General features: G+C 67.1%; 14 protein-coding genes. 7 read left to right on the top strand and 7 right to left on the bottom strand.

Features of this window, described 5'->3' with window-relative positions:
* Positions 1–38 precede the first annotated feature (38 nt).
* Positions 39–1,160, top strand: coding sequence for a type VI secretion system protein TssA (gene tssA, locus GEM_RS15100; RefSeq protein ID WP_014898251.1), 1,122 nt, complete (start codon positions 39–41; stop codon positions 1,158–1,160).
* A 77-nt stretch (positions 1,161–1,237) separates the two neighbouring features.
* On the opposite strand, the gene GEM_RS15095 is transcribed toward tssA, so the two are convergent.
* The 4 genes from GEM_RS15095 to GEM_RS15080 all read right to left on the bottom strand — a co-directional run bounded on the left by GEM_RS15095 (position 1,238) and on the right by GEM_RS15080 (position 8,272).
* Entirely contained in the window at positions 1,238–2,194 is a 957-nt protein-coding gene (locus tag GEM_RS15095) for an OmpA family protein (RefSeq protein WP_014898250.1), read from the bottom strand.
* A gap of 4 nt (positions 2,195–2,198) precedes the next feature.
* Positions 2,199–3,188 carry a type VI secretion system-associated protein TagF gene (tagF, locus tag GEM_RS15090; RefSeq protein WP_014898249.1) on the bottom strand — a complete coding sequence of 330 codons (990 nt, stop codon included), beginning with the start codon at positions 3,186–3,188 and terminating at the stop codon, positions 2,199–2,201.
* The gene (gene tssM, locus GEM_RS15085) at positions 3,185–7,126 is read right to left on the bottom strand and encodes a type VI secretion system membrane subunit TssM (RefSeq protein ID WP_014898248.1); all 3,942 of its coding nucleotides are present in this window, start codon (positions 7,124–7,126) and stop codon (positions 3,185–3,187) included. Before tssM ends, tagF begins: the two co-directional genes overlap by 4 nt.
* Before the next feature lie 300 nt (positions 7,127–7,426).
* On the bottom strand, positions 7,427–8,272 hold the full coding sequence (locus GEM_RS15080) for a M15 family metallopeptidase (protein WP_014898247.1): 846 nt from the start codon (positions 8,270–8,272) through the stop codon (positions 7,427–7,429).
* 121 nt (positions 8,273–8,393) lie between these two features.
* Here GEM_RS15080 and GEM_RS15075 point away from each other — a divergent pair, with 121 nt between their 5' ends.
* Complete coding sequence (locus GEM_RS15075) at positions 8,394–9,347, top strand: hypothetical protein (protein ID WP_014898246.1); 954 nt, start codon at positions 8,394–8,396, stop codon at positions 9,345–9,347.
* A 208-nt stretch (positions 9,348–9,555) separates the two neighbouring features.
* Positions 9,556–10,584 carry a transporter gene (locus GEM_RS15070; protein ID WP_014898245.1) on the top strand — a complete coding sequence of 343 codons (1,029 nt, stop codon included), beginning with the start codon at positions 9,556–9,558 and terminating at the stop codon, positions 10,582–10,584.
* Between the two features lie 185 nt (positions 10,585–10,769).
* Here GEM_RS15070 and GEM_RS15065 read toward each other — a convergent pair whose 3' ends face one another.
* Positions 10,770–12,953 carry a M1 family metallopeptidase gene (locus GEM_RS15065; protein ID WP_014898244.1) on the bottom strand — a complete coding sequence of 728 codons (2,184 nt, stop codon included), beginning with the start codon at positions 12,951–12,953 and terminating at the stop codon, positions 10,770–10,772.
* 641 nt (positions 12,954–13,594) lie between these two features.
* On the opposite strand from GEM_RS15065, the gene GEM_RS15060 reads away from it, so the two are divergent.
* The 3 genes from GEM_RS15060 to GEM_RS15050 all read left to right on the top strand — a co-directional run bounded on the left by GEM_RS15060 (position 13,595) and on the right by GEM_RS15050 (position 16,338).
* Positions 13,595–14,089 carry an LEA type 2 family protein gene (locus tag GEM_RS15060; RefSeq protein WP_014898243.1) on the top strand — a complete coding sequence of 165 codons (495 nt, stop codon included), beginning with the start codon at positions 13,595–13,597 and terminating at the stop codon, positions 14,087–14,089.
* 135 nt (positions 14,090–14,224) lie between these two features.
* Complete coding sequence (locus GEM_RS15055; protein WP_014898242.1) at positions 14,225–15,358, top strand: methyltransferase; 1,134 nt, start codon at positions 14,225–14,227, stop codon at positions 15,356–15,358.
* Between the two features lie 89 nt (positions 15,359–15,447).
* The gene (locus GEM_RS15050) at positions 15,448–16,338 is read left to right on the top strand and encodes a class I SAM-dependent methyltransferase (RefSeq protein ID WP_014898241.1); all 891 of its coding nucleotides are present in this window, start codon (positions 15,448–15,450) and stop codon (positions 16,336–16,338) included.
* 55 nt (positions 16,339–16,393) lie between these two features.
* Here GEM_RS15050 and GEM_RS15045 read toward each other — a convergent pair whose 3' ends face one another.
* Positions 16,394–16,966 carry a DUF1415 domain-containing protein gene (locus tag GEM_RS15045; RefSeq protein WP_014898240.1) on the bottom strand — a complete coding sequence of 191 codons (573 nt, stop codon included), beginning with the start codon at positions 16,964–16,966 and terminating at the stop codon, positions 16,394–16,396.
* A gap of 76 nt (positions 16,967–17,042) precedes the next feature.
* Complete coding sequence (locus GEM_RS15040; protein WP_014898239.1) at positions 17,043–17,666, bottom strand: TetR/AcrR family transcriptional regulator; 624 nt, start codon at positions 17,664–17,666, stop codon at positions 17,043–17,045.
* 219 nt (positions 17,667–17,885) lie between these two features.
* Between GEM_RS15040 and GEM_RS15035 the strand changes: the two genes are divergently transcribed.
* Positions 17,886–19,169 (top strand): MFS transporter, encoded by a 1,284-nt coding sequence (locus tag GEM_RS15035; protein ID WP_014898238.1) that lies wholly within the window; start codon positions 17,886–17,888, stop codon positions 19,167–19,169.
* The last annotated feature ends 23 nt before the right edge of the window (positions 19,170–19,192 follow it).

Below are 19,192 nucleotides of genomic sequence, written 5' to 3'. Positions count from 1 at the left end.
CGCGGCCGCGCAACCCGCATTGATGAACTGACCGAACCATGCCGATCAATCTCCCCGAGCTGCTGACGCCGATCAGCGATGCGTCGCCCAGCGGCGACGACCTGCTGTTCTCGAACGAATTCGACGCGATCCAGGACGCGCGCCGCTATGACGATCCGACGCTCGACCAGGGCGAGTGGGTAACCGAGATCAAGGAGGCCGACTGGGGCTTCGTCGTCGATCATGCGGGCGCGCTGCTGCGCACCCGCACCAAGGACCTGCGGCTCGCCGTGTGGCTGACCGAGGCGCTCGCGCTGGAGGACGGCATCACCGGCCTCACCGAAGGCTATGCGCTGCTGGAAGGGCTGTGCCGCGACTACTGGGACACCGTGCATCCGCTGCCCGAAGGCGACGATGTCGAATACCGGCTCGGCAACGTCGCCTGGCTGTCCGGGCGCACGGCCGAACTTCTGCGCGGCATTCCGGTGACGGAAGGCGCGTCGAACGCGTTCACCACACTCGACTGGGAAGTCGCGCAGCACGTTGCGCAGGCCGTGAAGCGCGACCCCGAGCACGCGGACGACATCGCGCGCGGCAAGCCGTCGGTCGAACAGATCGATGCGTCGCGGCGCGTGACGCCGATCGCGTTCTATGCCGGACTGCTCGCGAACCTGAAGGCATTCGAAATCGCGCTCGACGCGTTCGAGGAGCGGCTCGTCGAACGCGCGGGCAATTCGGCGCCGAGCTTCCGGCAGACGCGCGACGCATTCGAGACCGTATACCGGCTCGCCGAGCGCTTTGCGCGCGAGCAGGGCTATACGGGCAGCGCGCCGCATGCGCCGGCGGCGCCGCAGGCGCAGCCCGAGCGTATCGAGCCGAGCTTCGGCGATGCGTTCCACACCGAGGAGACCCACGTGCAGTCGCAGACCGCTCCGCGTCCGCCGGTGACGCAGATGATCGCCGGCATCCAGAACCGTGCGCAGGCCGTCGACCAGCTGCGTTCGGTCGCACGCTATTTCCGCCAGACCGAGCCGCACAGCCCGGTCGCGTATCTCGCCGACAAGGCGGCCGAATGGGCCGACATGCCGCTGCACAAGTGGCTCGAGAGCGTCGTGAAGGACGACGGCTCGCTGTCGCATATTCGCGAGCTGCTCGGCGTGAAGCCCGACGAGCAGTCGTAAACGCACAACGGGCGACGCATGACTGCCGCCGCCCGTTGCATGTCGGGCCGCTCCGCGGAGCGGCCCGGATCCATCGGTTACTGCCCGACCCGGAACTCGATGCGCCGGTTGCGGGCCCGCCCGTCGGCCGTGTCGTTCGGCGCGATCGGCTGATCCGGTCCGACACCCGTCGTCGTCATTTGCTGCGGCGGGATGCTCTTCGTGATCAGGTAGCCCTTCACCGCGTCCGCGCGCGCCTGGCTCAGCGCGATGTTCGACGTTCGGTTCCCCGAGTTGTCGGTGTGGCCGATGATGTCGACCGTGCGGTTCTGCATCTTCGACAGCGCGGCCGCCATCTGGTCGAGAATCTGCCTGCCTTGCGGCGTCAGCGTCGCGCTGCCCGTCTCGAACTCGATCGTGCGGTTCGCGAGCGTCTGGTCGAGCAGGCCCTGCTCGGACGCCGACACGCGCAGCCCGTTCCTGATCGTGTACGTCGGGTTCAGCGTGTTCGCCATGTCGCTCGCGAGCTGCTGGCGCTGCGCCTCGTTGTGCACCTCGCCCTTCATCTCGATCTGCGTGCCGTTGATCTTCAGCTGGCCCTTGCTGATCTGCTTGAGCTGCGCGCCGAGCAGCTTCTGCACGTTCGCGCTCCAGTTCGGCGGTGTCGCGACGTCGCCGACCTCGATCTGGTCGACCACGTTCGCCGCGCCGTAGGTGTCGCGCAGCTTCTGCAGCACGGCGGCCTTGGTCGCCTCGTCGGGCACCTTGCCGCCGACCACGACCTGGCCGGGCGCCGCGTTCGTGGGCGGCGGCGTGATCGTGCCGGCGGTGCCGTGCACCACCGTGCCCGATGCCGTGGCCGGCGCGGTGCCGGGGTTCGCGTTCGTATTCGCGGGCAGGGCGGCGGTCGCGACCGTGCCGTTGCCGACCGGCGTGACGGTCGCGCCGCCCGTGTTCTGCGCGTAGGCCGCACCGCTGGCGATGAGGCCGGCGGTGACGAGGCCGGCAACGAAGGGCGAGACGCGCGTGAGCCGGACGTGAATCGTGCGTTGCATCCCGTCAGCCTCCGATGAACGCTTCGCGGAACGCGTCGATGGCGACGCGCAGCGAGAGTTGCGGTTGGTCGAGGTAGCTGACGAGCTTGCTGATCTGCTGATCGTTTTGCGCATGGGCGTCGATCCACTCGGGATCGTCGATGTCGATGTTGTGGGCGGCGTAGGTTTGCGGATCGACGACGCTCAGCAGCGTCTTCGACGACGCGCCGTTGAAGCCGATGATCAGCCGTTCGCGCTCGGCAATCGTGCCGATGAAGATCGCGAGCTCGAAGTCGGCCTGCGCGACGAACGGCGCGACCAGTTCGAGCCAGAACGCGGCGACGAGGCTGCGATAGAACGGATCGACCGGCAGCGGCAGCGTGAGGCCGCGCTCGATGTGCGACGAGCCGCTTTGCATCACGGGCCGCAGCAGCGAGCCGAGCGCGAGCATCGCGCCGCGCAGCCGCACCGGATGGCCGCTTTCGAGCAGCATCTGCTGCAGGCCGTACAGCGACTGGTGTTCGATGAAGTCGTTGAAGGTGCCGTCATGCGACGTGCCGGGGCCGCCGACGTCGATCGGCACCTGCGTGTCGCCGAGCGCCTGCAGCGCGCCGGGCGGTTCGTCCTTCGCGAGCAGCGGCGGCATCTGCGCGGCGACGCGCGACCACAGCCGCGCGAACGCGAGCGGGCTGCGCGCGAGGAACGCGAGCGGCCGGTCGACCTCGAGCGCGGTCGCGCCGAGGAACGGGAAGCGGCGCATCGACACGTCATGGCTCGCGACCATGTGGCCCGCGATCGCGAGCTTGCTGCGCGAGCCGAGGAACGCGAAATGCATCGGCTTCGCATCCTCGTAGACGATCTTCCAGCGCGGATCTTCCGCGAGCAGTTCGAGCGCCTGCGCGATCCAGCGATCGAGCGTCTGCAGCAGCTGCGGGTTGTGCTGGCTCTTCACGAAGTCGCCGCGCGACGGAATCTTGCCGAAGTAGGCGATCTGCGCCTGAACGGTTTGCGTCATTGCGCCTCCTGGGCATTCGTTGCGGTGGCGGCCGTGACGGCCGGTGCTGCGGCCGGCGCGCCCGTGCCGGCCTGCGTCGCGTTCTGCGCGGCGCCCGCGCTCGCGTCGGCGACCGACGACGGCAGCTGCAGGCCGCGCAGGCTCTGCTGCTGCGGCTGGTCGCCGCCGCCGCCCGTCGGCTGCGACGTGCTGATGATGCGCATCGTCACCGACACGTTCACGCTGCCCTGGACCCACGTGAGGTCGAAGGTGCCGTCCGGCCGGCGCTTGCGCTGCGCCGAGTTGATCAGCTTCTCCAGACCGTAGCGGCCCGGCTCGTTGACGAGCTGCACCGTGCGGCCGTCGAAGGTCGTCGCGGACAGCGTCGCGCCCGGCGAGCCCTGCGGGTTCGGCCACACGAAGTTGGTCCACTGCGGCGGCGTGTTGCGGTAGCGCAGCTGCTGCCCGTCGATCGCGACCGTGTATTCGGTCGTGCCCGTGCTCGGCTGCGGCAGGATCTGGAACACGGTCTGCGGTTCGGCCGCAGCGGCTGCGCCGCCTGCAGCACCGCCGGCGAGCGGGGCGACCCAGCGCGCGAAGCCGTTCGTGAAGTCGGGCGTGAGGCCGATGCCCATGTCGCCCCACGTGCGGGCCGCGAGCGTGTCGCCGCGGCGCACCGCGAGCGGGCCCAGCGTCGAGCCGACGAACTTCGCGATCGAACCGTCCGGACCGAACACCTGCGCGATTTCACCGGCGCCGGCCTCGACCTTCGCATTTGCCGCGAACGGGTACTTGGTCGCGAGCGAGTTCTGGAACGGCTGGTAGACCTGCGCGTTCCACACCTTGTTGACTTCGGCGCTGGCCGGCTGGATCACCACCGAGAACGCCTGCATCAGCGGCCGCACCAGCAGCGGGCGCAGCGACTTGCGTTGCGAATCGGTGAGGCCCGTCAGCATCTGCTCGTCGACGAACTTCAGCGAATCGGCGAGTTCCGAGCCGTTGCCGTCGAGCGTCTGCTGCATCAGCTGGCGCGCGCCGGGGCCGGGGTCGCCCTGGTTCTTGATCACGTTGAAGCGCGTCCGGACCTTCGACAGCGTGTCCATGTAGCCCTTGAGCATCGACGTGCCGTCGTGCGTCGCGACGATCCGTGCGAGCCCGATGAACTCCTGGCCGATCGGACCCATCGGCACCTCGGCCGGATTGCCGTTGATGTCGATGTTCGCGGCCGCCACCTGGCCGGCCGGCGAGCGCGTGAACAACTGCTTGACCCAGTTCACGACACCCGTCTGCGCCTTCTTGATCGCCACGTTCGCGAGCGACGGGTTGTCCCACGACGTCTGGTCGTACGCGGTCTCGAGGACCTTGCGGATCGGCGAATCCTGCGGGTCGCCGAGGCGGTTCATCCCGTCGACGGCCTGGCCGAAGCTGCTGAAGCCCTGCACCGCGATGCCCTGCATGAACTTCTGCCAGTGCTGCGCGTACTCGGTCTTGTACATGCCGACGAGCGTCTTCTGGATCTGCTCGGGGCTGCCTTCCAGCGTCAGGTCGTCCTGCGTCGAGGTGTTCAGCACCCAGTCCTTCGCCTGCAGTTCCTTGGTCGCGGCGTCACGGATCGCCGGCTGCACGTAGTCGAACCACGCTTCGCGCGTGAAGGTGCCCGGGATCGCATAGCTGCCGGCGATCAGCGCCTGGTTGCCGTCGCCGACGATGCGCGCGATGGTCATCGGCGCGAAGCGGGTCGACGCACGTGCCTTGATTTCCTCGTAGACGCGCTGGCGGGCCGGCATCCCGCGCACGACGCGGCGCAGGTTCTCGCGGGTCTGGTCGACGAGCGCGAGGTTCGCGTCGATCATCGGCCAGTCGTTGTCGTTCACGCGGGCGAGATAGAACGAGATCATGCGCTCGGCGCTCTTGATCATCTCGTCGCGCGGCATGTTGCCGCGATTCGTCTCGAGCCAGCCGCGCCAGAAGCGCGCGAGCTGGTCGGTCAGGTGCGCCTGCTCGACGTGACGCTTGTCGGACAGCATCAGGTAGGTTTTCAGCGCGTTGTACGCGTCCTGCACGTTGGTCGGCGAGGCGTCGCTGTACAGCCCGCCTTGCGGCGCGGCCGGCGCTTGCGGCGCGGCGGCCGTCGCGGCGGATGCGCCTGGTGCGGCAGCGGCGAGCGGTGCGGCGCCCGGCGGGTTCGTCGAGACCGGCAGCGCGCCGCCCTGCACGGCGCCCGATTCGGGCGGGCGCGTCATCGGCACGAGCTGTTCGGGGTGCGCGTTCACGTCCTTCATGAACGATGCGAGGTTCTGCGAGACCGGTGCCAGCAGGATCTGGCGTACGCCGTTGTAGTACTCGGTCAGCAGATGCTGCTCGAGACGGTCGCCCTGGTACAGGCCGAGCGACACCGACACCGGCTTGTCGCGGCGGAACTGCTCGAGCTGCTCGATCCGGTCCTCGAGGATGTCCATCGCCTGCAGGCGCGACTGCAGGTCGTTGCGGCCCTGCTGCAGGCGCGTGACGTTGTCGAGGTCGGCCTGTACGTTCGCGACGAGCTGCTGGTTGCCGATGGTCGACCAGGTCCAGCCGCCGAGCGCAAGCGCGAGTGCGGCGACGAAGCCGAAGAAGGTCGCGTAGCGCAGCCGTGTCTTGGTCGGGCTCGCGAACTGGCGCACGGTCTGACGGTCGGCGAAGATCACCTTCGAGAACAGGTCGCGCAGGAAGAAGCCGTTCTTCGAGAACGCGCTGTGCGGCTTCGGCAGCGCGTTCGCGTCGAGGCCGAAGCGGTGCGCGATGCGCTGCGCGGCAGCGCTGTTGGTTTCGCCTTCCTGCAGCGCGCTCGTGAAGTAGAAGCCGCGGAAGATCGGCTTGTACTGGAACGGGTTGTTTTCGAACAGCGTCGCGAGGAACGCGCGCAGCGACGGCTTGATCGTCGAGAATTCGAGCGGGAAGCTCAGCTGGCCCGGTGACAACTGGTTGCCGCGCGACAGCGACAGCTGCGCGATGCTGATTTCCTTCAGCCCTTCGTAGAGTTCCTCGAAGTGCGTGTCGAACTGCGCGACCACGTCGCGCTTGTCGTCGGGCTCGTAGGGCAGGGTGGCGCCCCACACGCGGTCGTATTCGTGCTTGTCGCTGCTGCTGAAGAATTCGGTGAAGCCGGTGATCAGGTCGGCCTTGGTGAACATCACGTAGACCGGCGCGAACACCTCGAGCTTCTCGGTCAGCTCCTGAACGCGCTGACGCAGGTTTTTCGCGAGGTTGATCGCAAATTCGGGGCGGTTGCCGGTGAGTTCGGCGATGCTCGCGGTGACGATGATGCCGTTGATCGGCGCCTTCGGCCGGTAGCGCTTCAGCAGGCCGAGGAAGCCGAGCCACTCGCTGCGGTCTTCCTCGTGCACCGAATAGCGGCCGGCCGTGTCGAGCAGGATCCCTTCGGTCGTGAAGAACCAGTCGCAGTTGCGCGTGCCGCCGATGCCGTGGATCACGGCGCTGTTCTTGTCCGCGAACGGGAACTGCAGGCCGGAATTGAGCACCGCGCTGCTCTTGCCCGCGGCGGGGTTGCCGATCACGATGTACCACGGCAGTTCGTACAGCGCGGAGCCGCCCGACACCTGGCCGATCTTCGACGTCTTGATCGTCTTCACCGCGTCGGACAGGCGCGTGCGCAGCACGTCGAGGTCGGCCGTTTTCGCGTCGGGGGCGAGGGCGGCCGCAGCCGGCGCGGCGATTTTGCCGGTTTCCGCCTGCTCTTCCAGCACCTGGCCGAGCTGCTGGTTCGCGCGCTTCACGCGCCAGCGGCGCCACAACGCGACGCCGAGCCACAGCGCGAGGATCGCCGCGAAGGCGATCGCCGCCCACAGGAGCGGCAGCTGCAGCATGTCGGCGACGATGAAGAGAATCGCCGCTAGCGCGACGATCCCGACAATCGAGAGCGTACGCGGATGAGTCAGCACGTTGAGGATGCGTTGCATAGGACGTTCAGGTTCCGGTGCGATTCGGTGAGGCGACGCAGGCGCGCCGAGCGGCTAGGGTGGCGCCGCGATGTGTCGCCACGCGGTCAAACGGGGTGAAGGGGGCTGGCATCAATGCGCCCGCGGCAGCGGAGAAGGCGCGCGCATTAATGAAAGGACGCTGTGAGAATTAAAACGGAAGCGGCGGCCTGACAAAATCGCGCAACGGAATGCCCAATCGATTGCGCCGCCCAAATCGTTTCCTGCCGGGTGATTAAAAAGCCCATGCCGCCCTCATTATTTCTTGTACGGCAGCCCTGACTAGCTGCCGCGTCCCAGTTTAAAACCGGGTTTATGGTATTCCACGTGCCCGAGATCCATCATTTTCCAGCGGCCACCCCAGGTCAGGCCGACCTGTTCGGCAACCTGTCCGTACAACTGGTAGCCGCGCATCGCCCAGGGATCTTTCTCGGAAATGACCAGCTTGCCGTCGCGCAAGAACGCATTGTCGGCCGCGAGCCCGAACTGGTGATAACTCTGGAACGCTGCCGCATTGGTCACGTTGGTGCCCATCTGCGCGAGCCGGTTCTGGCGTTCCGGACTCCGATAACCTTCCAGCAGCGCCATTTCATAACCATATTGTTCGTGCATGATCTTGTAGACCAGCAGCAAACGCGTACGGAAATCGGGATCCAGCAGGTTCCAGTCGCGGCTCGCGTCCTTCAGCGCCGGCCGCACCTGTTCGACTTCCTTCGTGGCAAAGACTTCCGGCGGCAACGGCGGGGGCGGCACGAGCTGCTCGCCCTGCAGCAGCGCGGCGATCTTCTCGTCGGGCACGCGCGCCGTGTCGTCGTACTGAAACAATTGCCGACCGCGTAACGCAATGGCCACCAATGGCGGCGTCGCAAGAATACCTGCCGACACCATAATCATCAAGCGCCGCCGAATCAGTAAATTTTGCGCGTCACTTAATGCGCTGCGCGTAACGGTTGCCGATTTAACAATCTGACTTCGCGTGCGCGCGGCGCGATCGTTCGCACGGCGCGTTAGACGGCCGTGAAACTCGGCGACGGATTCGAAAACGGTCGCGCGGATACCCGGTAAAAGCAACAGTGCCGCAACCGCGACGGCAAGGGCGAAATAGGCGACGAGTGCGACGGCAATCAACGAAATCCCCGGAAATTGGAATTGATTGTGTTTTGCAATGCTTGCTCTTAGAATCAGGCTGCTTTGAGCGGCCGGGCTATATTATCGCGGTGAATTAAACCAGGATTCAATGAGACGCTGAATGAGTGCGCCGGAAAATTCAAATTCGAAAGCCCCGCCCAGCCTGCTGTCCGATACGAAACCGGCAGGCGAGGGGGGGGCTCAGCAGTCGCGCATTCTCGCGAATCTGGAAGGACGTGTCACGCCGCAGGCCGAAGCGCCGCGCCGTTCGCTGAAGGGGCCGATCGCGGCCGTCGTCGCGCTCGTGGTCGCCGTCGGCGGCTGGGGCGCCTGGCGCTGGCAGCAACCATCTGGCGAGCAGGCCGTCGTGGCCGCCGCGCCCGCGCCGGCACCTGCGAAGGTCGAGCCCGCGAGCGGTGCCGTCGTGCAGGTCGCGCAGAACGCCGCATCGGCCGCCCCCGCCGTGCAACCGGCCACGATCGTCAATGACGATGCGGCGTCCCAGGCCGTTGCGTCCGCATCGTCCGCGTCCGGCGCGGACAATAGTCGCCTGTCGCGCGCACTCGCGAACGGTGCCGACGATGCGTCGGGCGCAGCCACGGCAGGCGCTGCCGCCGCCGCGACGGCCGCCGTCGCAGCGACGACGAAAACCGCGAAGGCCGACGCCGCGAAGAACGACAAGGTCGCCGCACGCAGCAAGGCCGACGCGAAGGCGGAGGCGCGCAAGCATCATAAGGAGCAGCAGGCGGAACTCGCGCAGGCGAAGAAGCGTCGCGAAGCGACGGCCCGTACCGCGGGCGCGAAGGGGGCCGGCAAGGACGATCCGGATGCCGATCTGCTCGCCGCGCTGGTTGCACGCACGAAGCCGGCCGACAAGAAGACAGCCGGGCAGAAGGGCCAGGTCGTGCCGACCAAGGCGGCCGCGTCGACGGGCGGCTCGCTTGCGTCGCGCGTGAAGGATTGTTCGGAGCGCGGTTTCTTCGAGGATCAGCTGTGCCGCTGGCGTGTCTGCGACGGCCACTGGGGCAAGGATCCGGCATGCCCGACCGCCGCGCAGTCGGAGACGCGCCAGTAGTCAGCGGTCTTGCCCCAACCCGTTCATCGCATACGCGCCGCCCCAACGGGCGGCGCGTTGTTTTTGGGGCGCCGGTTGCGGCGATAATCGCATGTGACACTGTCACGAGAGCGTCACCCGCGTCGGGCATACGTCTCCTTTCTTTTCCCGGCGTGGTGCCGCGAGGCGCAATGCGCGGCGCGGCGCGCGCCGCACGACCTTCGACACGATGGACCTGATCGTACAGACTTACGGTGCCGATACGTCCGGCATGGTGTGCGGATTCCGCTTCGTTCCGGGCGGGTCGGGCGCGATGCTCGATGCCGACGCGGCCGCCGCATGGCTGCGCACGTGCCGCGAGCGCGATGCGGCCGCATCGGACGACTTCGTCTGGCTGCACTTCAACCTCGCGCACGGCGCGAGCGAGCGCTGGATGCGCACGCACCTCGGGCTGCCTGACAGCTTCTTCGAATTTCTTCACGAAGGGTCGCGCTCGACGCGCATCGAGCAGGAGGACGGCGCGTTGCGCGCGATCGTCAACGACGTGATGTTCAACCTCGAACTGACGCCGTCGGAAATCGCGACGCTGTTCGTCCACGTCGAGCGGCGCATCATGGTCACCGCGCGGCTCAAGCCGTTGCGCTCGGTCGACACGCTGCGCGCATGCGTGCGCGACGGCGAGCAGTTCCGGTCGCCGACCGAACTGCTCGTGCACCTGCTGCACGACCAGGCCGACCTGCTGATCCAGATCATGCGACGCACGAGCGTCGACGTCGACCGCATCGAGGATCGCTTCCTGTCGCAACGGCTTACGTCGAACCGCGTCGAGCTCGGCGCGATGCGCCGCACGCTGACGCGGCTGCAGCGCATGCTGGCGCCCGAGCCCGGTTCGATCTTCCGGTTGCTCGCCAAGCCGCCCGCGTGGCTGCATCCCGAGGACGTGCAGGAATTGCGCGAGTCGACCGAAGCGTTCTCGCTGGTGCTCGCCGATCTGTCAGGACTCAACGAGCGAATCAAGTTGCTGCAGGAAGAGATCGGCTCGCGGCTCGACGAGCAGAACAACCGGACGCTGTTCACGCTGACGCTCGTGACCGTGATCGCGCTGCCGATCAACATCGTCGCGGGCTTCTTCGGGATGAACGTCGGCGGCGTGCCGTTCTCGGAAAACAAGCACGGGTTCTGGCTGATGGTGCTGCTGGTTGCGGGCTTCACCGCGCTCGCCGCGTGGTGGGCGTTTCGCCGCCGCAACGATCGCTAGCGGCCGCGCGGCGCCGGCGCGGCGCGGCGGCGCGCATTCACATGCCGCACGGCGACGGCCGCGTCAGCGCAGCAGCGTGAGCGCGCGCCACGAAAAACGGGCCCCGCACGCGGGGCCCGCCGAACAGCGTCAAGCGCATGTCGGCCGACGCCGCGCATCGCGCGGCACCGGTCGGCCGGACCGCGTTACTGAGCCACCGTCTTGCGCGGCTTGAACATGCCCTGGTAGCGCAGCGACGGACGTTCCTTCACCGTCGGCACGATGCCGTCGAAGCTCGGCGTCTGACGCAGCTTCATCGCGGCCGGCGAAGCGACCGAGCCGATCGACGTCGAACGCGAAGCCGGCGCGAGGTTGTTCGCGACGAGCAGCGCGGCTTCGCTCTTCAGGTTCGCGAGCAGCACCGGATCGGTCGAGCCGTTGACCTGCGTGAGCAGGCCGCTCCACGCGGCGTCGCTGTAGTTCACGACGTAGTAGTCGAGACCGGTCGGATCCGCGACCACGCCCGTGCAGCCGTCGATCCGCGTCTGCGTCTGCGTATCCTTCAGCGCGAGCGTCGTGTGTTTCGCGAGACCCTGGCCGTACGCGAGCGTGATCGGCACCGTCCACTGCAGGCCCGGATACGCGTTCTTGTTCGGGAACGGTTGCTGTTTCAGCGTGACGACCGTCTGGTTCTTCGTCATGTCGCACTGCGTGTCGAGCGAGATCAGCGGCACGCCCGTCTGACGCACATAGCTGTCGCCGATCGCGCCGATCGCCTGGCCGCTTTCCTTCGACAGTGCATCCCACAGACGCCTCGGCGTGCCGTTGCCGAACGAGTAGTCGACCAGGTATTGCTGCAGGCCCCGGCGCAATGTCTGCTCGCCGAGATAGTTCTCGAGCGTCTTCAGCACATGGCCGCCCTTGTCGTACGTGAATGCGCTCGCGCTCAGCACGAAGTCGTTCGACGCCCAGTCGTTGAAGTTCGGCGCGACCGGGAACGCGTTCGGGCCGATGTCGCGGTTGATCACGCGGTACTTGTTCTTCACCTGGTCGAGCCAGCTGAACTGGTCGGGGAAGAACTGGATCGTCGTCTTGGTTTCGAAGAACGTCGCGAACGACTCGTTGAGCCAGACGTTGTCCCACCAGTCGGCCGTGACGAGATCGCCGAACCACTGGTGCGCGACTTCGTGCGTCAGCACCTCGTTACCGTAACGCGACATCGGCTGGCCCGGCTGCGGCAGGATGTCGTCGGCGAACTCGAGGATCGACCCCCAGTTTTCCATCCCGCCGAAGTTCAGGTCCTTCTGTTCCTTGAACGCGTCGTTCGCGGCGACCGTATCGAACTTCGTCAGCGGCAGCGGGATGCCGGTGTAGCGGTAATAGAAGTCGAGCGCCTGCTTGGTGCGGTCCATCGCCGGCTTCGCCCAGTCGCTCATGCCCGGCGGCGTGAACACGCGCAGGTGCAGGCCGCCCTTGCCGCCCGGCAGCGGGCTCGAGAAGTCGTCCTCGTAGGTATCGAACAGACCGCCGCCGAAGAACAGCAGGTACGACGGCATCGGCGGGGTCTTCTCGAACTGCACGAGCTTGTAGCCGCCGCCGACGTTGGTCGACGGTTTCTCGGCCGCGTTCGACACGACGCGCCAGCTCTGCGGCACTTCGGCCGTTACTTCATAGGTCGGACGGAACGCCGGTTCGTCCCAGCCCGGGAACCATTGGCGCGACAGGTTGGTTTCGCCCTGCGTGAGGATCGCGCCGCTCGTCTTGCCGTCGGTGCCCTTCAGGTCGACCCGGAACACGCCTTCCGCGGCCGAGCAGCCCGGATACGGATCGTTGCCGCAACTGCCGCCGGTCTGGTTGACCGGATCGTCATACGACTTGAAGTTGATGATGCCCGACCACTCCATGTGCAGCGAATAGTTGCCCGGCGCGATCGTGCCGCTCACGGGGCGCAGCTGGTAGAAGTCGCCCTTGTCCTGCGGCGTCGCGATCAGCTGGATGTTGCCCGGCTGCAGCGTGATGCGGCCGTTCGTGAACTTGATCCGGTGGCCGGCGATCACGATGTTGTTGACCGGCTTCAGCACCTTGATCTCGACGTCCGCACGCCCGTCAAACGCGTTCAGCGCGTCGTTCGGGCGGAACCACAGCCGGTAGTTGACCGGTACCACGGTGTCCGGCAGCTCGACAGGCGATACGCTCTTGTCGACGTTGGATGCGGCTGGCTGAGGTGCGCTCGGTGGCGTGTTGGCGGCGGGCGACGAGCCCGAGTGCGGCGCGCCGGCGGAACTGAGCGCGGAAGCCGAGCCCACGCCACTGTCGTCGCCGCCGCACCCGGCGAGTGCGAGCGCGGCAACGAGCGGCAGATAACGCATCTTGTGAATGTTGATCGACATGACTGAAACCTCGATTGTTGAAAGAATCGTTCAGTGCTGCGAAAACGCCGGCAAAAGAAATCCCCCGCCGTTAATCAACGGCGACGAGAAATGCTAATGACGGATTATTCGAAAAGACGGCCGGCCGACTACGTGAAGGTAATCATGGTTTACTGCCCCCTCTGTGTTTCCGGATGTCGGTTAACTTGCCGGTTCAAAATGGCCGGGCGCGTGTTGTACTGAATTGATTTCGCGCGCACGACACGGGGCCGCACACCTGCGGTGGGCGTGCCTTCCCTTTGAACCGACGACCCACGGGGCTGGCCGTACCAGGCCGCAGGACGGAAGGACGGCGTGTCGCCGTTCCGTAAAATCGCCGTCATGCGGCTACAAGGTTTGTCGGCCTGCTCGAAGGATGCGTAAATATACTTGATGGGTTTGGGTAAAGGAAACGAAAAAATTAGAAAATGCGTCTATTGAAGTTGTTTCGGGGAATTGAATGGAGAGAGACATTGATTCACTTTCCGTTTGAAGGATTTTCCCGTAGTTTTAATCTATTAACTATCTCGGTGGTGTGCAAAAACTACGAATCGGGGTGTTGCCGGTTGCGCTCGGTACAATGCATGACGACCGTCGATCGATTGCCGCAAGGAGGCCAGCCCATGCCACGAACCCTGTTCCGTATCGCACCGCTGCGCACCTTGCTGCTGCTGGTCGCTGCCGTGCTCATGCTCGGCGGTTGCGCGGGTCTGACGCGCGAGCCCGTGAGCGTGTCCGTCGCCGGGCTCGATCCGCTCGTCGGGCAGGGCCTCGAGATGCGCTTCAGCCTGAAGCTGCGCGTGCAGAACCCGAACGACGCGCCGATCGAATACGACGGCATTTCGGTCGCGCTCGACCTGAACGGCACGCCGTTCGCGAGCGGCGTCAGCGATCGCACCGGCATCGTGCCGCGGTTCGGCGAGGCGGTGATCGAGGTACCCGTTTCGGTATCGGCGTTCGCCGCCGCGCGACAGGCGTGGAACCTGCCCGGCGCGGCCGCGAACGGCGAGTTGCCGTACGCGCTGCGCGGCCGGCTCGCGGGCGGGGTGCTCGGCACCGTGCATTTCAGCGATGCGGGCACGTTGCGCATGCCGGCGATGCCGGGATGGGGCGGGTAGGCGGCGCACCGGTCGCACCCGCCGAAAGGGGGGGGAACCCGCGCTTTGCCGCACGGGCAAAGCGCGGTATGGTGTGGTCCGCGCGGCGCAATACAGGAGCGCCGCCTGTCTGAAGCCAACCGTAGCCGAGCTCGCGTGACCGATTTCCCCGTTTTCCACTGGACCGACGCCGATGGCGCCGAACATGCCGTGTGCTGGCGTTCCGAAGCCGGCGTGCAGCCGCCCAAGCGCGCGGTGTCCGCCGACGACCGCCTCACCGCCGACGCGGCGTACCGCCTCGCCTGCGAGGGCACCGCGCTGGTCTGGCAGGGCGACTTCCAGAATGCGCGCCAGCTCGTGCAGGCGATGGCGCGCCGCGTCGAACGCAAGCCGAAGAAGGCGAAGGCCGCGGCCGGCGTCGAAGCCTTCAACCTGCACCGGCTCGCGCAATCGCAGCGCGCCCGCACGCTCGGGATGCTGCTGATTCCGCTCGACGCCGACTACACGATCCCGCTGCGCCGCGCGCCCGACGTGCGCGCCGCGTGCGAGGAAGCGTACGGCCCGGGCGGCGCGCCGTCGGTCGTGTCGCTGCGCGAACTGCTCGGCCTCGTCGGTGCGCACGAATGGCGCAAGAAGGGCGTGCCGATTCCGGCGCTCGGCGGCGCGCCGATCCATCCGCATTACGGCGTGTTCTCGCCGGTGCGCGGCGAATACGTCGAACTCGTCGCGCGCACGCCGCTGCCCGCGACGTCGCTCGCGTTCGACATCGGCACGGGCACCGGCGTGCTCGCGGCCGTGCTCGCGTCGCGCGGCGTCGAGCGAATCGTCGCGACCGACCAGGATCCGCGCGCGCTCGCGTGCGCCCGCGAGAACGTCGCGCGGCTTGGTCATGCCGAGCGCGTCGACGTCGTCGAGGCCGACCTGTTTCCGGCCGGCCGCGCGCCGCTCGTCGTCTGCAACCCGCCGTGGGTGCCGGCCCGTCCGAGCGCGCCGATCGAATACGCGGTCTACGATCCCGACAGCCGCATGCTGCGCGGTTTCCTCGCCGGGCTCGCCGACCATCTCGAACCGGGCGGCGAAGGCTGGCTGATCCTGTCCGATTTCGCCGAGCATCTCGGCCTGCGGCCGCGCGAGTCGCTGCTGCAATGGATCGACGCAGCCGGTCTCGTCGTGCTCGGCCGCGAAGACATCCGCCCCGCGCACCCGAAGTCGGCCGACGCGGACGATCCGCTGTACGCGGCGCGCCGCGCCGAGGTGACGTCGCTCTGGCGGCTTGGCGCGCGGGCCTGATCGCGTATTTTCGGTAAACTATCGCTATTCCTCACGAATTCCCGTCGCCGGGCCGTGGTCGACCGACCGTGGCCCGGCGCCGCTTCACGATGTCGAACAAGACCTACGAAATCCGTCCGGAGCAGTCCGTCGAGCTGCTGAAGGAACTGCACATCCTGACCCGCGACGGCAAGCTGAACCAGGACAGCCGCCGCAAGCTGAAGCAGGTCTATCACCTGTTCCAGTTCATCGAGCCGCTGCTCGCGAGCGTGCAGGCCGACAAGGACGCCGTGACGCTCGTCGATCACGGCGCCGGCAAGTCGTATCTCGGCTTCATCCTGTACGACCTGTTCTTCAAGCAGCAGCCGGGGCACGGCACGCCGGCGTTCGCGTCGCACGTGTACGGGATCGAGACGCGCGAGGAGCTCGTCACGCGTTCCGCCGAACTCGCGGCGCGGCTCGGGTTCGGCGGCATGTCGTTCCTGAACCTGTCGGTCGCCGATTCGATCACGTCGCCGAAGCTGCCGGAAACGGTCGACGTCGTCACCGCGCTGCATGCATGCGACACGGCGACCGACGACGCGATCCGCTTCGCGCTCGCGAAGCGTGCGCAGCACATCGTGCTGGTGCCGTGCTGTCAGGCGGAAGTCGCGGGCGTGCTGCGCAAGAACAAGGGCAAGTCGCTCGCGAACGCGCTGACGGAAGTGTGGCGGCATCCGCTGCATACGCGCGAATTCGGCAGCCAGATCACCAACGTGCTGCGCTGCCTGCAGCTCGAGGCGCACGGCTACCAGGTCAGCGTGACCGAGCTGGTCGGCTGGGAGCATTCGATGAAGAACGAGCTGATCATCGCGCAGTACAAGAACCTGCCGCGCCGGAAGCCGGGCGAGCGGCTGAACGAGATCCTCGGCATGTTCGGGCTTGCCGAACTGAATGAACGCTTCTTCGCGCCGGCACCCGCAGCGGCGGCCGACGAGGCCGTCGAGCCGGCCGCGGACTGACGTGGGCTGACGCGCGGCCCGTCTGCCGCGCGCTAGCCGGCCGTCGCGCGACGCGTCAGACGTCGTCGCCCGGCCGGCGCATCCACTCGCGCCAGCCGTCGTGGCCGAGGCGGCGCAGCGTTTCCTGGTTTTTCTCGTAGATCGCGGACGCGTCCGGGAACGCGTCGACCGCGCGCGCGATGCTGTCCTCGCGCAGCAGGTGCAGGATCGGATACGGCGCGCGGTTCGTGTAGTTCTCGATGTCGTCGGCTTCGCTGCCTTCGAATCGGTACTCGGGATGGAAGCTCGCGATCTGCAGCACGCCGTCGAGCCGCAGCTGCCGCACGAGCCGGTCGGCGAAGAACAGCGCATCGTTGTAGTCGACGAAATCCGCGAATGCGCGCGGATAGATCACGAGCGTCGTGTCGACCTGCTGCGGGTCCGCGGCTTCGAGCGCACGCAGTTCGGTTTCGAGATCGGCGAGCGCATCTTCCAGCGTCGTCGCTTCGCTGATCGCATAACGCACCTGTTCCTTCACATAGACGCTCTTCGCGAACGGGCACAGATTGAGCCCGATCACCGCGCGCGCGAGCCAGTGCCGCGTGGCGGCGAGGATGTCGTCGTGCGAGTCGGGGCAGGCGTGTGTCATGGCGAAGGTAGTCGGGCGGTGGAGCGGCGAGGGTCGCATTGTAGCGGGCACGCGAGGTTCGGGCGTGCACCGCCCGTCACGCGCAGGCGGCTTCGATCAACTGCGTGACCAGTGCCGGCGCGGTGCCGATCGGCGTTTCGCCGTGCCGGTAGGTCTGGCTGGCCGCATAGATGCCTTCGACCACCAGCGCGAGCGCGTCGGCGAGCGCCTTCGGCTGGCGCGCGCCGGCGCCTTCGCAAAGCTCGACGAGCCGCTTCATCAGCTGCTCCTTGTTCTGCGCGACGCGCTCGCGCGCCGGGTGCGACGTATCCGGGAATTCGGCCGCGACGTTGACGAACGGGCAGCCGCGATAGTCCTTCTGCGTCGCGCGTTCGGCGAGATCGACGAAATACTGGATCAACTGCGCCTTCGGCTGGCCCGGATGCTTCGCGACGCTCGAATCGAGACGCTCGAAGAAACACGCATCCATTCGCTCCAGATACGCGAGGATCAGCTCGTCCTTCGACGAGAACTGGCGGTACAGGCTCATCTTGTTGACGCCTGCGAGTTCCACGACCGCCTCGACGCCGACCGCGCGCACCCCTTCCTTGTAAAACAGTTCCTCAGCGGCGCGCAGCAGGTGTTCCTGCGCGGCGGCAGCGGCGATCGGCCGGCGCGTGCGGCGTGCCGGCGGCTTGTTGGCGGCCTCGATGCCCGACATGATGACCCTCGACTGCGTGATGAATTGCTTGACATGTTACCGACTGGTCACTACGATCGCAACACACTTGTGACCGATCGGTAACAATACCGGCCGGATCGACAGACAAATGCCAGGTGTCGGCCCGGGTCAGCCGATGCAGCGTGCGGCGGAGGTGGCCTGGTGGTGGGGCGGGGCAGGCGCATGGGCGCCGGGCGCCGCCAACTGGAGAGCGAGAACATGAACTGGGCAGTGACACGAATCAGAGGGCGCTTCCACTACGGATGGCTCGCGGCGGCGGTGGTTTTCCTGATCCTGCTGGCGGCGGCCGGCACGCGCGCGACGCCGAGCGTGCTGATGGTGCCGCTCGAGCGCGAACTCGGCTGGAGCCGTGCGGCGATTTCGCTGGCGATTTCGGTGAACATCGCGCTGTACGGCCTGACGGGCCCGTTCGCGGCGGCTGCGATGCAGCGCTTCGGACTGCGGCCGACGATCCTGACGGCGCTGGTTACGATGAGCGCGGGCGTCGCGCTGTCGTCGATGATGACGCAGAGCTGGCAGATGGTGTTGATCTGGGGCCTGATGGTCGGCTGCTCGACCGGCGTCGTCGCGCTGACCCTGTCCGCGACCTTCGTCACGCGCTGGTTCCATGCGCGGCGCGGCCTCGTGATGGGCCTGCTGACCGCGAGCACGGCGACCGGCCAGCTCGTGTTCCTGCCGATGCTCGCGGCGATCGCGCAGCGCCACGGCTGGCGGCCGGTCGTGCTGGTCGTCGCGGTGGCCGCCGCGCTCGTGATTCCGCTGGTCGCGTTCCTGCTGCCCGAGCGGCCGGCCGACGTGAAGCTGCGCCCGTACGGCGAGCCCGCCGATGCGCCGGCCGCGCCTGACGCGACCAAGGAGAATCCGCTCGCGGTCGCATTCCGCACGCTGCTGACGGCGAGCCGCTCGCGCGATTTCTGGCTGCTGTTCTTCAGCTTCTTCATCTGCGGCGCGAGCACCAACGGCTATGTCGGCACGCACCTGATCGCGATGTGCAGCGACTACGGGATGACCGAAGTGCAGGGCGCATCGTTGCTCGCCGCGATGGGCGTGTTCGACCTGTTCGGCACCACGCTGTCCGGCTGGCTGTCCGACCGCTACGACAACCGCGTGCTGCTGTTCTGGTATTACGGGCTGCGCGGGCTGTCGCTGATCTACCTGCCGCATGCGTTCGGCATCGATTTCTTCGGGTTGCCGCTGTTTGCGATGTTCTACGGGCTCGACTGGATCGCGACCGTGCCGCCGACCGTGCGGCTGGCCACCGATGTGTTCGGCAAGGCCGCCGCGCCGGTCGTGTTCGGCTGGATCGTCGCGGGCCACCAGCTTGGTGCGGCATTCGCTGCGCTCGGCGCGGGGCTGCTGCGCGCAAGCCTCGGCACCTATACGATCGCGTCGATGATCTCGGGCGGCCTTTGCATCGTCGGTGCGCTGGTCGTGCTGCGGATCAATCGCGGTCCGTCCCGCGCCGCCGCGCAGGCGGCCTGAGCGCGCCGCTCCGGCCGGCTGCG

Source organism: Burkholderia cepacia GG4 (assembly GCF_000292915.1).
Lineage (GTDB): Bacteria > Pseudomonadota > Gammaproteobacteria > Burkholderiales > Burkholderiaceae > Burkholderia > Burkholderia cepacia_D.
The sequence above is the reverse complement of the archived record's forward strand: the minus strand, read 5'-3'. Positions and strand labels throughout refer to the sequence as shown.

Excerpts from the sequence above, each read along its gene's own strand:
- tssA (WP_014898251.1), top strand. The coding sequence starts at position 39 with ATGCCGATCAATCTCCCCGAGCTGCTGACGCCGATCAGCGATGCGTCG.
- GEM_RS15095 (WP_014898250.1), bottom strand. The coding sequence starts at position 2,194 with ATGCAACGCACGATTCACGTCCGGCTCACGCGCGTCTCGCCCTTCGTT.
- tagF (WP_014898249.1), bottom strand. The coding sequence starts at position 3,188 with ATGACGCAAACCGTTCAGGCGCAGATCGCCTACTTCGGCAAGATTCCG.
- tssM (WP_014898248.1), bottom strand. The coding sequence starts at position 7,126 with ATGCAACGCATCCTCAACGTGCTGACTCATCCGCGTACGCTCTCGATT.
- GEM_RS15075 (WP_014898246.1), top strand. The coding sequence starts at position 8,394 with ATGAGTGCGCCGGAAAATTCAAATTCGAAAGCCCCGCCCAGCCTGCTG.
- GEM_RS15070 (WP_014898245.1), top strand. The coding sequence starts at position 9,556 with ATGGACCTGATCGTACAGACTTACGGTGCCGATACGTCCGGCATGGTG.
- GEM_RS15065 (WP_014898244.1), bottom strand. The coding sequence starts at position 12,953 with ATGTCGATCAACATTCACAAGATGCGTTATCTGCCGCTCGTTGCCGCG.
- GEM_RS15060 (WP_014898243.1), top strand. The coding sequence starts at position 13,595 with ATGCCACGAACCCTGTTCCGTATCGCACCGCTGCGCACCTTGCTGCTG.
- GEM_RS15050 (WP_014898241.1), top strand. The coding sequence starts at position 15,448 with ATGTCGAACAAGACCTACGAAATCCGTCCGGAGCAGTCCGTCGAGCTG.
- GEM_RS15045 (WP_014898240.1), bottom strand. The coding sequence starts at position 16,966 with ATGACACACGCCTGCCCCGACTCGCACGACGACATCCTCGCCGCCACG.
- GEM_RS15040 (WP_014898239.1), bottom strand. The coding sequence starts at position 17,666 with ATGTCGGGCATCGAGGCCGCCAACAAGCCGCCGGCACGCCGCACGCGC.
- GEM_RS15035 (WP_014898238.1), top strand. The coding sequence starts at position 17,886 with ATGAACTGGGCAGTGACACGAATCAGAGGGCGCTTCCACTACGGATGG.